Source organism: Rhodococcus sp. ACS1 (genome assembly GCF_002300155.1).
In the GTDB taxonomy this organism is placed as follows: domain Bacteria; phylum Actinomycetota; class Actinomycetes; order Mycobacteriales; family Mycobacteriaceae; genus Rhodococcus_F; species Rhodococcus_F koreensis.
The window spans coordinates 285407-301517 of record NZ_NSDZ01000001.1 but is presented as its reverse complement, the minus strand read 5'-3'; the positions used below and the strand labels follow the sequence as shown (position 1 = coordinate 301517).

Below are 16111 nucleotides of genomic sequence, written 5' to 3'. Positions count from 1 at the left end.
CCGCATTCATCAGCTGCTCTGCTTCCTTGCGGGGACTCCGATGTGGGATCGCGCGGCTGGCGCCGCGATCACGGCACAATCACCGAAACAGTTGTATAGTACTTACTTGCAATGTCAGGCAATGATCGGGCATCATCGCCGGTTCGGTGGTCGGGTTCCCTCTGCGGTCAGCAAACGCTGCGACGCGACGGAACGGGTTTGTGATCTCGGCGGTTGGTCGAGTTCGGCGTGAGGAGTTCTGATTGAACGAGAGATCGTATGTGGCCGGCGACGGCCCGCTCGCCGGCCTGCGGGTGGTGGAGTTGGCGGGCATCGGGCCGGGCCCGCACGCAGCGCTTTTGCTTGCAGACCTGGGCGCGGAGGTAGTCCGTGTTCAACGTGGCGGACGCGTCGCGTCGCACGACCAGCAGTTGCGCGGCCGGCATGCGTTGGTCCATGCCGACCTCAAGAAGGAGTCGGACGTCACCGAGGTACTCGACCTCGTCGATCGTGCCGATGTGCTGATCGAAGGGTTCCGGCCCGGCGTGACTGAACGACTCGGCCTCGGCCCCGACACGTGTCTTCGCCGCAACGCGGGCCTGATCTACGCGCGAATGACGGGGTGGGGTCAAGACGGGCCCTTGGCCGAACGCGCCGGTCACGACATCAACTACATTTCGCTCACCGGTGTCCTGCACGCCATCGGGCGACGCGGTGAACGTCCCGTTCCACCGCTGAACCTGATTGGCGATTTCGGAGGCGGCTCGATGCTGCTGATCGTCGGTGTGCTTGCCGCGCTGGTCGAGCGGCAGCGGTCCGGACTCGGTCAGGTGGTCGACGCCGCGATGGTGGACGGTGCCCTCGCGATCTCGCACATGATCTGGGGACTGCGCGCTCGTGGGCAGTGGTCGGACGAGCGCGGTGTCAACGTGCTCGACGGCGGGCATCCCTACTACGACACCTACGAGACCGCGGACGCGAAGTACGTGGCGGTGGGAGCGATCGAGCAGCCGTTCTACGCCGAGCTGCTGCGCGGGCTCGGGTTGAACCCCGAGGAGCTGCCCGCGCAGTACGAGACATCGACGCACCCCGAGTTGCAACGAATATTCGCCGATCGATTTCGGTCGAAGACACGGGACGAATGGGTCCGGGTGTTCGGCGCAACGGACGCATGCGTAACTCCGGTGCTGACTTTCGCGGAAGCGAGCGAGCATCCCCACATCAAGGCGCGCAGCTCGTTGATCGAGCTCGACCACACCACGCAGCACGCACCGGCTCCACGGTTCAGTCGCACTCCGAGCGCCATCCCGGCCGCCCCACCGACCTCGGCGACCCCCATCAGCGATGTCTGGCGCTAGCGCACCTTGATCGCTAGCTCTCACGGTTTTCAGACCGCGGCGAGTCGTGCTGTATCGACGTAGCCGCGGACGTGGTGATCGATGGTTTCAGAGCTTGACGCAGATCCGGCGGTGCGGGCGGGTATGCGCTGCCAGCAGTGGACGTAGGAGTCGGGTGGACCTTGATGTAGATGATCGCGCCGCGCCGCGCCGCCCGCCGCCGGAGGGGCCATAGGTGTTGGTGTGCGGTAGGCGTTCGATGAAGTCCGTTGCGCGGACGCATTCAGTTGATTCACTTCCCCGCGGTTTCGGGCAGGTCGGCGATCCTGGCGTGGGTTCGGCGCTGACGCAGCTTCATTGAGATCATCATCGGTGACTTCGGGATGGCGAGAGCATGGGCCACACCACGGGATTCGAGTCACATCCGGAGCACGCCGACCTTCCCGTAGGCCTCGTCGCCGGTAAACCACCGGAACGGCAGCCCGGGCGTCGAGGGCTCTTTTGTTTCAGCAGCCGCTGCATGCCCTCCGGGCCCGCATCACCGGCCGCCCCCCGCCAGTGTCCATCCGTTCTTGCGCTCGACCTCATTCAGCAGTCCCGCGCACGTACGCGCCCATCCGCCGCCGCGACTCAACCCCCGAAACCGATGCGCAAATAGCACATAGAATGCACTGAACCCACCGGTCGCTGCAGCAACTTTGACTCCGCATCGGATCAGTTACCACGCCAGTCTCATCAGTCGCAGACTGGCGATGCAGTACTAAAGAACTGCGTGATGCCTTCCGAGTGCGCGGCGCGTGCTCTCGCGCCGGAGCGGGCGAACCCACAGGACGTCGAGGTACTCGCGGGTTCTGCGCGCGTCGTTCGGTTAGGCGCCGATGGCCGATGTGACCGGTCACAGTCAGAGATATCCTCTGAGAGGACACTATCGAGAGGTGGGTCCACGGTTGTATTTGCGCTGGTCGTGCCGTCGGGACCACCGCGGAGCCACGAGTCGGCGGAGTGAGTAGACCGTCCGATGGGTGAAGGTGACCCGCTCGACACGCAGCGGTACCCGCCGTCCCCGGCCGCCGAACTGGGTGGAGCTGGTTTCGCTGACGTTCAGGAGATCGGCCGCGGCGGGTTCGGCGTCGTCTACCGCTGCACGCAGGCAGACCTGGATCGCACGGTGGCGGTGAAGGTCCTCACCGTCGAACTCGACGACGAGAACCGGGCCCGGTTCTTCCGGGAGCAGCGGGCGATGGGGCGGCTGACCGGGCACCCGAACATCGTCAACATTCTGCAGGTCGGTGCCACCGACAGCGGCCGTCCCTACATCGTGATGCCCTACCACCCGCAGGATTCGCTCGACGTGTGGATCCGCCGTCACGGTCCGTTGCCGGTGGACGAGGCGCTTCGACTCGGTGTGAAGATGGCGGGCGCGGTGGAGTCGGCGCACCGGCTCGGGATCCTGCATCGGGACGTCAAACCGGCGAATATTCTGCTCACCGATTACGGCGATCCGGAGTTGGCCGATTTCGGTATCGCGCACATCAGCGGCGGCTTCGTGACCGCGACCGGTGCGGTCACCGGGTCGCCGGCGTATACCGCGCCGGAGGTGCTCGGGGGTGATTCACCGAGTCCGGCCGCGGACGTCTACGGTCTCGGTGCCACCCTGTTCAGTGCTCTGACGGGGCATGCCGCGTTCGAACGTCGTAGCGGGGAGCAGGTGGTCGCGCAATTCCTGCGGATCACCACGCAAGAGGTGCCCGACCTGCGCGAGCAGGGGGTCCCGGATGATGTGTCCGCGGTGATTGCCCGGGCGATGTCCCGCGGGCCCGGTCAGCGCCCGGCCGCCGCCGCCGACTTCGGCGAGGAACTGCGAACCCTGCAACGGGCCCACGGCTTCCCTGTCGACGACATGGCGCTGCGCGCCGGACCGGACACGCAGGGTGATGGAGTGCAACCGGTATCGCATGGCGGGCGATCACCGGCTCCCTCGACGGTGGGCGTGGCGGGAAGCCTCCCCTTGGAACTGACCAGTTTCGTCGGTCGCCGACACGAGCTCACGGAGTCCAAGAACCTGCTGGCCGGGTCGCGGTTGGTGACGTTGACCGGGATCGGCGGTGTGGGCAAGACGCGGCTGGCGATGCGGATCGCAGCGGCCGTGCAACGCGAGTACTCCGACGGTGTGCTCCTGGTGGAGTTGGGTGAGCTGCGCGACGCGTCGTCGCTGGTCGACGCGGTGGCCGGCGCACTGGGATTGCGAGACCATTCGGCGCGGCCGTTGCGTGAGGTGCTGGTCGAGTTCCTCGTGCCGCGGGAGGTGCTGTTGGTCCTCGACAACTGTGAACACGTGGTGGACGCGGTCGCCGAACTCGTGGGCCTCCTCCTGCGGGCCTGTCCGCGGGTGCGGGTTCTGGCCACCAGCCGCGAACCCCTGGTCATCGGTGGGGAGGCGGTGTTGCGAGTCCCGCCGCTGGCGGTCCCGGATCCGGAGCGGCCGACCTCGATGCGGGGGTTGCCCAAGTACGATGCGGTGACGTTGTTCGTCGACCGCGGCGCTGCCGCGGTTCCGGGGTTCGAGCTCACCGAGGGCAATGCGGCGACCGTGGCGGGGATCTGCCACCGGCTCGACGGGCTGCCGCTACCGATCGAGTTGGCCGCGGCCCGGCTGCGGGCGATGTCACCCGAGCAGATCCTCGAGCGGCTGACCGACCGCTACGCCCTGCTGACCCGCGGCAACCGCGGCGCGCCGACGCGGCAACAGACCCTGCGGTTGTGCATCGACTGGAGCTTCGAGTTGTGCACCGCCGAAGAGAAACTGGTGTGGGGTCGGGTGGCGGTCTTCGCGGGAAGCTTCGAACTCGACGCCGCGGAGCAGGTGTGCGGCGCCGACCTCGACCCCGGCGAGTTGCTCGACACGCTGACGTCCCTGGTAGAGAAGTCGATCCTGATCCGCGAGGAATCCGGGTCGGTGGTGCGGTTCCGGATGCTCGAAACCCTCCGCGAATACGGCTACGAAAAACTCGAACAGACCGGCGAGGCTGTGGCTTTGCGTCGCCGGCACCGGGACTGGTACGAGTCCTTGGCGCTCGAAGCGGAGGTCGAGTGGATCAGCGCCCGCCAACTCGACTGGATCGCCCGCCTCAAACGGGAACAACCGAACCTGCGGGAAGCCCTCGAATTCAGCATCGACGACGACCCCGCCGCCGGACTACGCACCGCCGTGGCACTGTTTCTGTTCTGGGGTTCCCAGGGCCTCTACAGCGAGGGGCGTCGTTGGCTCGACCGACTGCGAGCTTGCCAGTCAGGTCCGCCCACCCTGCCTTGGGTCAAGGCGTTGTACTGCGCCAGTGCAATGGCCGATGCGCAGGGTGACCTCCAGGCTGGGACCGCGCTCGTCGAGGAGGCGCGCACGCTCACCGCGCAAACCAGCGACCTGATGATGCGCGCTGTCGTCGAGTGTGCGGACGGCATGCTCTCCCTCCACAGCGGTGATCTTGGACGTGCCCGCTCTCACTTCGAAACCGCGCTCACGGCATTCACCGGACGCGGGGAACGCACACTCGAAACCGGTGTGCTGTACTCGTTGGGCTTGGTATATGGGCTGTCCGGCCTGACTGGCCAGGCGATCGAATTCCTCGAGCGTGTTCTCGCGATCACACAACGATACGGCGAGAAGATGTACGGGTCGTACTCGCTGTGGGCCTTGGGGATTGCCGTGTGGCGACAGGGCGACACCGATCGTGCGGTCTGGCTGCTCGAGCAGTCGCTGGAGCTGTCTCGGCAAGTGCACGGCCCACGTGTCGCCATCGCCTGCCTCGGAGCGCTGGCCTGGATCGCGTGCGAGCGGCGCGATCCAGATCGGGCCGCAGTGTTGATGGGAGCTGCGGACGGGTTGGCGCGGTCGGTGGGAAGTGCCGTCGTCATACATTCCAATTTGGTTTCTTACCAACAGAACTGCGAACAGAAGGTTCGCCAGGCACTTGGGGGTAAAGCATTCGCGTCGGCCCACCGCAAGGGTGAACAGCTCGGCTTCGACGCGGCCATCGCTTACGCCCTCCACGAACATCCGCCCAGCCCTTCCACGTCCGACGCCGACGCGTCGACGCGACTGACCAAGAGGGAACGCCAGGTCGCCGGCCTCATCGCCGAAGGTCTGACCAATCAGGCCATCGCCGACCGCCTCGTGATCTCACCGCGCACCGCGCAAGGCCATGTCGAGCACATCCTGACAAAGCTGGGTTTCACCTCCCGGACACAGGTCGCTGCCTGGGTTGCGGAACAGACACGCGATCAGAACTGACATGTCTGGTTCGGGACCGTGCGGTCGGTCAGTCATATTGCCTGCGGTTGAGCGAATTTCGGTGAGGTCGTGGATCGTCCTGCCGCAGCGCACTGTCTCGAGCGAAGATGCTGTGCCGGTGACGAGAACCTGGCCCTGAGCTCACGAGTGCGCCAGACCGGCGTCACAATTTCCCGTCGTCGCTGGCGCGCATGGTCGGCGAATGACAAAGCGACCCCGGTCTGCGAACTCGATCTCAAATCCCTGGTACGCGGCGCCAACACCATCGTCGGTGTCCGCGGCCGCTCCCCCGATGCCGTCACACGCAGCATCGAACTCCTCGCCGACGGGCGATCAGGCTTGGAGATCGTGACCTCCGTCGACGTCGACCTGGATCAGGTCGACGACATGCTGGGACGGATGGCCACCGGACAGGGCCGGTGAGCCCGCACGTTGTCATCCGCCCGCAGCTGCGCCGCCCGACCGATCAGAAACGAGGAACGTTGTCATGAGCGAGATGACACCACACCGACTGTCCTAATGGCACGAATTATACTGGTGCCCTTAGGAGAATCGGGTCACAGGCTCTTCGACCAGGTGGCTGCGGCCGGGCTGACCGAGGTGCAGGTGGCGCCGAGCACGCGCCGAACGAGGCAGCCGTGCGCGACATCAACGCCGACACGACCACCGTGCGGCGGGTGTTGTCCCGGGCGAAGACAGTGATGCCGTCGCATGGTGTTGGTGTGGGCGGATGGCGGCTACGCCGGACGTCTCGTCGGGTGGGTCGCGGAGCATTGCCGGATGACGCTCGATATCGTGCGGAAACCCAAGGGGTAGCTCGGTTTCAGTGTGTTGCCACACCGTTGGCTGATCGAGCGGACCCTGGCGTGGATCGTGCGTTGCCGTCGACTCGACCACGACGACGAACGCCTCCCGGCGCACTCGGAGGCGATGATCACATGGGCAATGATCGGATTGATGACCCGACGACTGGCCCCCGCACGCGGACGACGCCCGTGGCAGTCGACCCGCGCGGCGTGACACTTTCAAAACACTTTCTGAGCCTCGTCAACGCCGGCAAGATCATCTCCTGCGCATTCGACGTCTTACGACACGCGGACCCGCCGACCGTTACGGGAAGTAATACGGGGCCATCTTTTGAGCCTTCGTCGACGAGTAGTTCCTCCACGACCTCGGTGGCCAGCTCGGGTTCGCGACGCAGTTGGTTGGGCCGGTCCGGATGGTGCAGCACGGAGCTGTCAGCGTTTCCGTCTAGGGTCGGATGCGGATCCCCTCATACAGGAGGTCAAGCACCCGACCTAGCTGATCGCGGTCCAATACGCTTGCGATCATGGCGATGCCACTGAGTGATACCACCACATCGTCCGGTTCGACCTCGGAACGTGTGACCCCTGCTGCTGCGGTTGCCGACAGCAGGGCGCCGACGGCGTCATTGAGTCGCTCGCGGCTTTGCGCGAACGGATTCCCGCCCGCAGCTACGACGGCTCGTATCGCCTCCGCCAGACCGATCTTGGTGGCCCAGTAGTCGACGAAACGGTCCATCCAGATACGCAGGGCGTCCCGGGGCGGCACCTGTTCGAGTAACTCGCCGGCCGCAGCGCACACGGCATCCAGTTCCGAACGGTAGGCCGCCTCGATGAGGGCTTCGCGCGTCGGAAAGTGGCGGTAGACAGTGCCGACACCGACACCGGCTTCCTTGGCGAGCTCAGTGAAGGGGACATCCGGGCCCCGCTCTACGAACAGGTGCAGCGCCACCTCGAGGAGGCGCGCGCGATTGCGTTGCCCGTCCGCGCGCGGTCTGCGCTGCGTTGTCTCGGTCATAGTCACCCCCAAGAAGCGGAATCGTTTCCACTAAATCGTACACGCAGGCCACGACCATTAACCCGGGCCGCAGATTGGACGCACCCGGGAAATGTCCGCCGCGACACGGAGGCCCGAGCACGAACCCGCGCCCCGCGCCCCGTCCTTGCAAACGGAACATATTCCGGTTAGTGTGCTCTTACCGGAATATGTTCCGGATAATGCTGGCTCCCCAACGCGAGAGCGGCCAGGAATCGATGGGGAGCGCCGACACGAACGGAGCCCACACATGAACACGCACGAGCGCTTCACGACGCCCTACGGCTTTCACACCACAGCGAGCGAGGTCATCGAGGGTGTCGACCTGACCGGTCAACGCGCGATCGTCACAGGCGCCGCGTCCGGAATCGGCGTAGAGACGGCACGTGCTCTGGCCAGTGCCGGAGCCGACGTCACTCTCGCCGTCCGCAATGTCGAGGCGGGCAACCGTGTCGCGCAGGAGATCACAGCCACTACCGGCAACTCGAAGGTGGCCGCCGCGCCGCTGGAGCTGACCGTCCGGGCCTCGATCGCGTCCTTCATCCGTGCCTGGGAGGGCCCGCTGCACATCCTGGTGAACAATGCCGGGATCATGGCGCTGCCGGAGCTGCACCGCACACCCGAGGGCTGGGAGCTGCAGTTCGCCACCAACTACCTCGGCCACTTCGACCTGACCCTCGGCCTCCACGACGCGCTCGCGGCTGCCGATGGTGCACGCATCGTCTCACTCAGCTCCAGTGGCCACCTGTTCTCGCCGGTGGTCTTCGACGATATCCACTTCGAGCGACGCCCGTACGAGGAGTGGGCGGCCTACGGCCAGTCGAAGACCGCCAACGTGTTGCTGGCAGTAGGAGCAGCCCATCGGTGGGCCGACGACGGAATCACGGCCAACGCGGTCATGCCTGGCGGTATCCGCACCGGCCTCCAGCGCCACCAGGAGGACAACATGACGCCGGAGACCGAGGAAGCCTTCGCCAACTTCAACTGGAAGACCGTCGAGGAAGGCGCCGCAACCTCGGTACTGGTGGCCGCGTCGCCCCTGCTCGGGGGTGTCACCAGCCGCTACTTCGAGGACTGCAACGAGGCCGAGCTCTACACCGACCCCAACCCCTACGCCGACAGCGGCGTGCGGCCCTACGCACTCGACTCGGGTAACGCGGAGCGGCTCTGGGACGTCGCCACCGAGATGCTCCGCGCCTAAGACACGCCGTACGCCCAAGACCCGCTGTATTTGAAGGGAAGCTCCACTGCTATGAACATCCACGGAAAAACCGCCTTGATCGCCGGAGCCACGTCTGGGCTGGGCCTGGGGGTAGCCCGCTACTTCGCCGAACGGGGAGCGAACGTCGTCCTCGTCGGACGCCGTCGTACGCTCGCCGAGAAAATCGCAAGTGAACTCGGCGACAACGCCCTCGGCCTCGGTGCTGACATCACCGACCCCGATCAGGTAGCCGCTGCCATCCGGGCGACCCTCGATCAGTTCGGCAGGATCGATGTCAACGTCAACACCGCAGGCTACATCGCCGCGGTCCCGCTGACCACGGCCGACGGAAAGCCCACCGACCCGGCCCACTTCACCCAGCTGCTCACCACGAACCTCATGGGCACCTTCAACGTCATGAGCCAGGCCGCCGCGGCAATGCTGAACAACGAGCCCGACGACGACGGCGAGCGAGGCATCATCATCAACACCTCGTCCGCCGCCGCCCACGACGGCACGGTCGGCATGGTCGGATACTCGGCGACCAAGGCCGCGCTCGTGGGTATGACGCTCCCTGCCGCCCGCGAGTTCGCCGGCCGCGGCATCCGAGTCAACACCATCGTGGCCGGCGGATTCGACACGCCGATCTTCGACGGCTTCACCGACGACGCGGCCATCGCCCAGCAGGTTCAACATTTCGCCGGCCCCCGCCGCCTGGGCAAGCCCGAAGAGTTCGCCGCGTTCGCCGCCCATCTGGTGGAGAACGGCTACTTCAACGCCTCCAGCCCACGACTGGACGCCGGTTACCGCATTCCCCTCCAGTTCTAATGCGGCATGGCGCGGCGTCCCTGGCCAGAGAGAGGCTGTGAGCCTCGTCACCCCGATCACGATGACAAACGTAACCACGTCCTCGCCCGGTTCAGCGTCGGCGGCAACGACGCGGGACCTACGGTGCAGCGCGTCGGCGATGTGCGGTCGCCAGGCCTTTGAAGGAGTACGGATCCGAGGGACCCCAGACCGTCGTCTGGACTGCGTGGCGCAGCGACCAGCCGTGGCGAACCGGCGTTTGGTGGCCGGGCGGTGGCTGGCACGGCGCTGGGCACGGTCGGACCGGGGACCGCTGACTCGTTCTTGCCGGAGTCGAATGTTCGCTGGGAGACTCCGGGCAACGCGGCGGGCGGGTGGGCGCCCCTGACGGGCACGGCCCCCGTTGGCGCCATAGGCCGATCTCCATGTGCGTATTCACAACATCTCCGACGCGGGCCGCCAGCCCGTCGTGCCGCTCAGTGAAGCGCTACTCGGCTCCCGCTTGGTAGACGTCGTGCCTGACCTTCGAGAGTTCGTCCAGACGCGTCATGCTGTGCAGTCGGGGCGGATGAGTCGTAGAAGGCGGTCGATGAAACCAGTCATCGCCGCACTCATCTCGTGCGTGTCGCTGATTCGCTGCACAAGCCCACATACAGCTGGACCCGCGTCGAGAATCGGCAGGAAGAGCCCGGCTCGTGCACACTGCTCGAGTAGCGGAAGCAGCGTGCGTTCCGCCTCGGGACCCGGGCGGAGTGTTGCTTGGCATTCGGCCAGCAAGAGACGGCCGTAGAGGGAAGCTCGCGGCCTCCGGCTGGTGTCGATCGATTCGACGAGGTCACGGGCTCGCGAACACGCTTGCTTCACCGACCGACCGTCGCCGGATGCGAGTTGGAGCCGAATAGATGACTCCTGCCTGATCTCAGCTGTGATTCGAGCGATGCCGCCCAATTCGGCGCGCCCGAGCTGGCTGGTAAGGGTGGCCGGAACAGCGACATGTGCTGGTCCCAGTCCGTGGCGGATGCGCTCATTGGCAACGTGCGCCCCCAGCCGCGGCAGCTTCAGCGCGACCGCGAGGCGTTCTCCCTCCTCGAGACGTTCCTCCGCCGCGTGGGGCCGACCAAGCCGAAACTTCAGACGCGCCCCCACCGCGTAGGTGGCGACCATGAAGTCGACCGTGCCACCCTGGATGCCCAGGGTGTAGCTCTGATCGAGGCGGTACTCGGCTTCCTCGAGCTGTCCCCGCTCATAGAGAAGGTCTCCCAGAAGCGCTGCGGCGAGCCGTGAACTGTAGGAAAGGTCGTCTCCGGGGCTCGTTGAGAAGTCGACGGCATGGCGGACGCTGGCCTCAGCGCTTGCGAGGTCGAGTTGCTCCCTCGACGCCAGCCCGTCCAGGCAGTATCCATAGACGACGCTGAAGGGTCCGGCCGCCCGGTGTTGGTGCGGACGTGCCCATTGCTGCCAGCGTCGTGCTTCGGTGAAATCGAAGCGGTTGATCGATCGGAACGAGGCGGCATCGGCTGTCCCACAGAGAACCCACGGGCGAAGTCTGTGTGCCCGTGCCATGCACGCGTCGATGGCTTCGTCGAGGTCGTTGAGCCGGTCGTCGTAGACACTGATGGCGGCGCGGATGAGCGACCCCTCCGCGTAAATGTCGGCATCGTCGTCGGCAGAACCCGAGGGCAGTGCCGCTTCGACGTGACCGAGCGCTTCGACCGCAGCCTCCCGGTGGTGCAGGAGCGCGTGAGCCCAGGCCAGGGCCATCTGCAGGCGGGGGCGGGCAGTGGCAGTGGCAGGCAGTTTTGCGGCGAGGCCGAGCAGTGTGCTCATCTGCGACTGTTCGAGAAGCAACAGCGCTTCGCCTTCGACGGCGTCGGTCGCATCGTCATCGTCACCGGCGGCGAGGAGATGGTTGACCGCCGGGCTGAGCATGTGCTGACCTCCGAACCACCGAGATGCGAGTCGGTGCAACTCGGTCAGTCGTGCAGGATCGTCGCGTTCCAGGCGACGACAGAGGTGTTCGGCGAACAGGTGGTGGTAGCGGAACCATTGCCCGTCCTCATCGAGTCGTGACAGGAACAAGTCCCGTTCTTCGATGTCCTCGAGTACCGTTTGAGCGTGCCGATGACTGGTCAAGGCAGCAGCCAGCGGTGCGCAGATCCGTTCAGTGACCGATGTGGCCAGAAGGAAGTCGAGCAAAGCGGGGTCGAGACTGTCGAGGACGTTCTCGGTGAGATACTCGCCGATGGCCCGGTGTCGGCCGGACAAACGATGGATGGCTGCCTGAGGATCGCGGTGTTCGCGCAGGGAAAGCGATGCAAGTTGCAGGGCCGCGACCCAACCATCGGTTGATTCCTTCAGTTCGGCGAGGGCTTTCTCCTCCAGCTCCAGACCGGCAGTCTCAGTGAGAAGCTCGCGGGACTCGTCGAGGTCGAACCGAAGCCCGACCGTGTCGATTTCGATCAGCTCCTTATGCACTCGCATAGCGCTCAGAGGCAGCCCTTGCCTGGTACGACTGGTGACCACCAGCTGCAGATGGTGGCAGCCGTGCTCGAGCAGGAAGCGAGCGACTGCGCGGCTCGCCGGGTTCGTGACACGGTGCCAGTCATCGAGCACCACGGTGATTTCATTGCCCGCCGAATGGGTTCGATTGATCAGTGTCGTCAGAACGAAGCGCTCGGCGCCGGCACCATGTCCTTCGAGAGCCTGGGCCAGTTCCGATCCGAGACCGGGAAGAGGTAAAGCGATGGCCTCGGCGAGATGCGCAAGAAACCAGGCGGGCGTGTTGTCGTCGTCGTCGAGAGACAGCCACGCTGTTGTGCGTCCCGCACCCTCGAGGACCCTGAGGTACTGGGCGGCCAAGGTGGTCTTGCCGTATCCGGCGGGTCCATGAATCAGGATGAGCCGCGCACTTGTGTCGCTGCGGAATTGGTCGAGTAGCCGAGTTCGCTGGACCGTCGGGTGAGCAGGGGATGGCGGGCGGTACTTCGTGTCTGCCGTAGGTGGTCGGGGGAGCTCGCGGTTGAGTGCTGTCAGCGCGGAGTGAAAGGTTGTCCGCCTGGGTTCACGTTCGCTCGGTCGCATGTCAGGTTCGTCGTCATCCCATGCCACGGGCAGGGGGACGTCCGGGACGGCATAACCGAGATCAGTGCCGACACGACGGAGCGCCTCGCCCATCGCAGAGGCTGTATCAGGGCGACTGGTCGGATCCCGTGCCATCGCTTGTTCGACTACTGCGCGGACGCTGTCGGGGACATTGCGACCACCGATGTCGGGTATCGGTTCGGTGCTGATCCGAAGCAGTTGTGAGAACAGCTCCTCGCCGCGGCGGCGGCCGAAGGCCGGACGACCGGCCAAGGTCGTGAACAAGGTGGCGCCGACACTGTAAATGTCCGAGGCAATCGTCGGCGGCTGTCCGTGAAGCAGCTCCGGGGCGGTGTACGCGGGAGATCCCACCACGATGCTCCGAGTGGTGTCCTGCTGCTCGGCCAGCCTGGCGATCCCGAAATCGGTGAGCTGGGGTTCGCCGTACTCGGACATCAGAATATTCGCCGGTTTGATATCTCGGTGTAGCACGCCTGCGCGGTGTGCTGTCTCCAACGCTCCGGCGACCTTGATGCCGATGTCGAGCGCCTCGGCGATCGTGCGCGGTCCCCTCCTATTGATCCATGCTTCGAGCGAGTCTCGGCGGTGAAACGGCATCACGAGGTATGGACGTCCGGCCCGGGTAACACCGACTTCGAGCACCTGAACGATATTGGGATGGCCCGAAAGTCTGCCCATGACCTGCTGTTCACGTAGGAACCCCGCGCGGTCGCCTGCCTGATGGTCTGCAATCATCACCTTGATCGCCACTACTCGGTCGAGAGCGGGCTGGCGACAGCGGTAGATGACGCCAAACCCTCCTCGTCCGACTACCCGGAGATCGTCGAAGCCCTCCGCGGCTAGTTCGTTCCTAATCTCGTCCTGAGCCGGGCTTCCGGGATTCGCGACCTCATCGGCGGGCACCGCACGCCTCACTGACCACTGAACCGGGGTCCGGCAGTGGAGGAGCGGACCAAGGCCGGAGCCCATCCACGGACCGGTCCGCGAGAGCCATCCGCACCTCTAAGCATGCGCCACCTCATGTTGCCTCAATTCTAAACCGCGCCCCTACCCCCGGAACGTGACCTCCAGCAAGGATGGTGCAGACTGTGGCGTTCTCCCGGTCTCCGGTCGCCAGCGGGCTGTCCGGGGCGGTTCGCGACGGACGCGCACGGCGCCTCGTTTCGGCGATCGGCGCCACCCTGCCCGGGGCAACCTGGCACCGTTGCCGTACCTACTACGCCGCGACCTGCTCGGTTCCGTCGAGTATCGACGATCCACGTACCTGAACAATCGAGCCGAGAACTCGCACCTGCCGACCCGGCAGCGCGAGCGGGCGATGAAACGCTTCAAATCGATGCGGCACGCGCAGCGATTTCTGTCGGCGTTCTCGTCGATCTCACAACACTTCCGGCCACACCGACACCGATTGTCGGCGGGTGAGTACCGGGAGGTGATGGCCGACCGGTTCACCATCTCGCGTGAGATTCAGTTGCCGGAGATCCCTGAATGATTGGCTCCGACGAGGAAGACCCCGAGTCGGGCCGGCGAATCGGTCTTGTTCCGCCGACCGTGCAGAGTTCCGTTCTGGACCACACTGTCTCCGTGACGGAGCACGACCTCGCGGCCTTCCGGCAATTCGAGGATTACCTCTCCTTCGATGACGACGCAGAAATCCACCGACGCTGTCACGTGCCTACCGGGGGCGGAGTCGTCGGAAACATTCACGCCTTGAACATCGTTCGCGGAGTAGTCGATTTCGGATTCCGGTTGAACAACCAGTTGGACGAATCGGATGCCGCCGACGGGAGGGAACGGTGCAATCCTCGGATCCACGCTGCCGTCGGTCGGAAGGTCCGGGATTGTGTCCGTTCCCCAGAGCGCATGGAAATTTGTTCCGGCTGCCGACATCTTGGAGATCTCGACCATGCGATCCTCGGCCACGATCGATTCGCCCTGACGGTCATGGGCTGTGATCACGAGACGTGCAGGGTTCGAACTCATGGTTCTCTGTTCCTTTCGATGGTCCAACCGAGTGATGTGCCACCATTGGCGAGGGATGATCAGGGGCGAGTCGCCCGGTCCTCACTCTTGCCCGGCCTTCCTACCGCAGACTGCGAGCAGCGCGGCCACTATGGCGGATCCGAGAATGAAGAAGAAAAGGAAGCGGATCGACTGCACATTCACCACACCCACGAGGGCTGCCGGGAAGAGCATCGCCGCGATGGTGAGCGGCAGGATCGAGTAGAGGGACTGCCCGAGTGTCGTCATGGTGAGGTACAAGCTCGATGCCGACGACCGGCGAGTGGCCGCGACGGATCGAAAGATGAAGTTGAAGTTCGCGGAGAAGAAGACGCCGATGACGATGCCGATGATCAGGTGCACTGCTGCGAACACCAACACCTGGTTGAACGACAGCACACCGATGATCGCGCTGAGCCCGAGTAGTCCTGCGCCGCCGAGGATGACGCCGATGTAACTCATCCGCTGCAATGCCTGAACCGCGATCACTCCGCCGACGAGGAATCCCAGAAAGTAGAAGGTCTGCAGGTAGGCGTAACTTCTGGCACTCAATCCGAGTCCGTAGCCGAGCGTCTCGCCTGCCGGTGTCTGGGCAACGTACGAGGATGCGATGAGGAACAGAGTTCCCGTGCCGGCGACCAATCCACCTGCTATCAGCCCCACAGTCATTCGTCGGTCGGTGAGAATAGACAGGTCGATCAACGGGTTCTGCGACGCCCTCGAGTGCCGGACCCAGATTGCGATCGCGACGATGCCCACGATGAAGAGGACGATGGTCGCAGCCGAGGCCCAACCGAGTGACGGTCCGAAGCTGAGACCGGCGAGGATCGCGGCCACGCCGCCACCGAGTAGCAGCACGCTGACGTAATCGACCGAACCGGAATCGAAGACGGTCGATTCGGGGATCGTCGCGAGGATCAGTACCGCGAAGATGGCCATTACTGCTGCAACGCCCCAGAATACGACCCGGAATCCGTAGTTGTCGATCACGGGACCGGTGATGAAGGGGATGAGTGCCCCGGGTAGTCCCGACCCGGTGGCGACGAGGCCGACGCCGAAGGGCGCGATCCGTTCCGGAAGTGCTTCGCGGACGAGAGCCGGCGCAAGTGCCGCGCAGGCGAGGGTCGCGCCTTGCAGGAACCGTCCCGCCAGCACCACCCAGTAAGCCGGTGCGATGGCAATCAGCACGGATCCGATGGTTCCCACTACCACGAGCGCGATGATGATGCGGCGTTTGCCGTAGAGCTCGCCCATTCGCGCTGCCAGCGGGGTCAGGACCGCTGCTGCGATGAGTTCGAGGGTGACGAACCAAGCACCCTGATCGGTGTTGAACTCCGCCGAGACGAACGGCAGTCCTTGCGGTCCGAGCAGGACCGTAGCGATCGCACCGACCAGACTGCCGACGAGTGCAAGGACGACGATGATTCGGCGCAGGTTCCATCCGGTGCCGGGCGAGGATGACGTACGCTTGTGTGTCTGCGTGGTTGTGGACGAGTTGTTTAGTGAAGAACTCATGCATTCCGCCTGAATGTCGAGGTACGGCAGGCAACCGGCGAT

At 65.0% G+C, this 16111-nt stretch carries 9 protein-coding genes and 3 pseudogenes; 7 read left to right on the top strand and 5 right to left on the bottom strand.

Translation table 11 applies throughout. From position 1 onward, the window contains the following. The first annotated feature begins 242 nt into the window (after positions 1 to 242). The gene (locus CJ179_RS01390) at positions 243 to 1337 is read left to right on the top strand and encodes a CaiB/BaiF CoA-transferase family protein (protein WP_095860505.1); all 1095 of its coding nucleotides are present in this window, start codon (positions 243 to 245) and stop codon (positions 1335 to 1337) included. Between the two features lie 280 nt (positions 1338 to 1617). On the opposite strand, the pseudogene CJ179_RS01385 reads toward CJ179_RS01390, so the two are convergent. Continuing rightward, positions 1618 to 2031, bottom strand: a pseudogene (locus CJ179_RS01385) (hypothetical protein); the annotation flags it as partial. A 303-nt stretch (positions 2032 to 2334) separates the two neighbouring features. Here CJ179_RS01385 and CJ179_RS01380 point away from each other — a divergent pair. Together CJ179_RS01380 and CJ179_RS01375 are read left to right on the top strand one after the other, a co-directional pair. Next, positions 2335 to 5604: a protein kinase gene (locus tag CJ179_RS01380; protein WP_095860504.1), complete on the top strand. Its 3270-nt coding sequence runs from the start codon at positions 2335 to 2337 to the stop codon at positions 5602 to 5604. Positions 5605 to 5751: 147 nt separating this feature from the next. Then, complete coding sequence (locus CJ179_RS01375; protein ID WP_257015237.1) at positions 5752 to 6027, top strand: hypothetical protein; 276 nt, start codon at positions 5752 to 5754, stop codon at positions 6025 to 6027. A gap of 828 nt (positions 6028 to 6855) precedes the next feature. Here the strand turns inward: CJ179_RS01375 and CJ179_RS01360 are convergent. Continuing rightward, the gene (locus tag CJ179_RS01360; RefSeq protein WP_179377494.1) at positions 6856 to 7425 is read right to left on the bottom strand and encodes a TetR/AcrR family transcriptional regulator; all 570 of its coding nucleotides are present in this window, start codon (positions 7423 to 7425) and stop codon (positions 6856 to 6858) included. A 268-nt stretch (positions 7426 to 7693) separates the two neighbouring features. Between CJ179_RS01360 and CJ179_RS01355 the strand changes: the two genes are divergently transcribed. After that, positions 7694 to 8644: an SDR family NAD(P)-dependent oxidoreductase gene (locus CJ179_RS01355; RefSeq protein ID WP_095860501.1), complete on the top strand. Its 951-nt coding sequence runs from the start codon at positions 7694 to 7696 to the stop codon at positions 8642 to 8644. Positions 8645 to 8695: 51 nt separating this feature from the next. Then, a complete protein-coding gene (locus tag CJ179_RS01350) occupies positions 8696 to 9472 on the top strand; it encodes an SDR family NAD(P)-dependent oxidoreductase (RefSeq protein WP_095860500.1) in 777 nt (258 codons plus the stop codon). Between the two features lie 525 nt (positions 9473 to 9997). Here the strand turns inward: CJ179_RS01350 and CJ179_RS01345 are convergent. Continuing rightward, a complete protein-coding gene (locus CJ179_RS01345) occupies positions 9998 to 13522 on the bottom strand; it encodes a serine/threonine-protein kinase (RefSeq protein ID WP_095860499.1) in 3525 nt (1174 codons plus the stop codon). A 91-nt stretch (positions 13523 to 13613) separates the two neighbouring features. On the opposite strand from CJ179_RS01345, the pseudogene CJ179_RS52535 reads away from it, so the two are divergent. Continuing rightward, a pseudogene (locus tag CJ179_RS52535) lies at positions 13614 to 13776 on the top strand (IS256 family transposase); the annotation flags it as partial. Between the two features lie 35 nt (positions 13777 to 13811). Beyond that, positions 13812 to 14045: pseudogene (locus CJ179_RS01340) on the top strand (DDE-type integrase/transposase/recombinase); the annotation flags it as partial. On the opposite strand, the gene CJ179_RS01335 reads toward CJ179_RS01340, so the two are convergent. Together CJ179_RS01335 and CJ179_RS01330 are read right to left on the bottom strand one after the other, a co-directional pair. Continuing rightward, positions 14021 to 14536 carry a cupin domain-containing protein gene (locus CJ179_RS01335; protein ID WP_095860498.1) on the bottom strand — a complete coding sequence of 172 codons (516 nt, stop codon included), beginning with the start codon at positions 14534 to 14536 and terminating at the stop codon, positions 14021 to 14023. The pseudogene CJ179_RS01340 and the gene CJ179_RS01335 overlap by 25 nt on opposite strands. 81 nt (positions 14537 to 14617) lie before the next feature. After that, on the bottom strand, positions 14618 to 16069 hold the full coding sequence (locus tag CJ179_RS01330; protein ID WP_179377493.1) for an MFS transporter: 1452 nt from the start codon (positions 16067 to 16069) through the stop codon (positions 14618 to 14620). Positions 16070 to 16111: the final 42 nt, after the last annotated feature.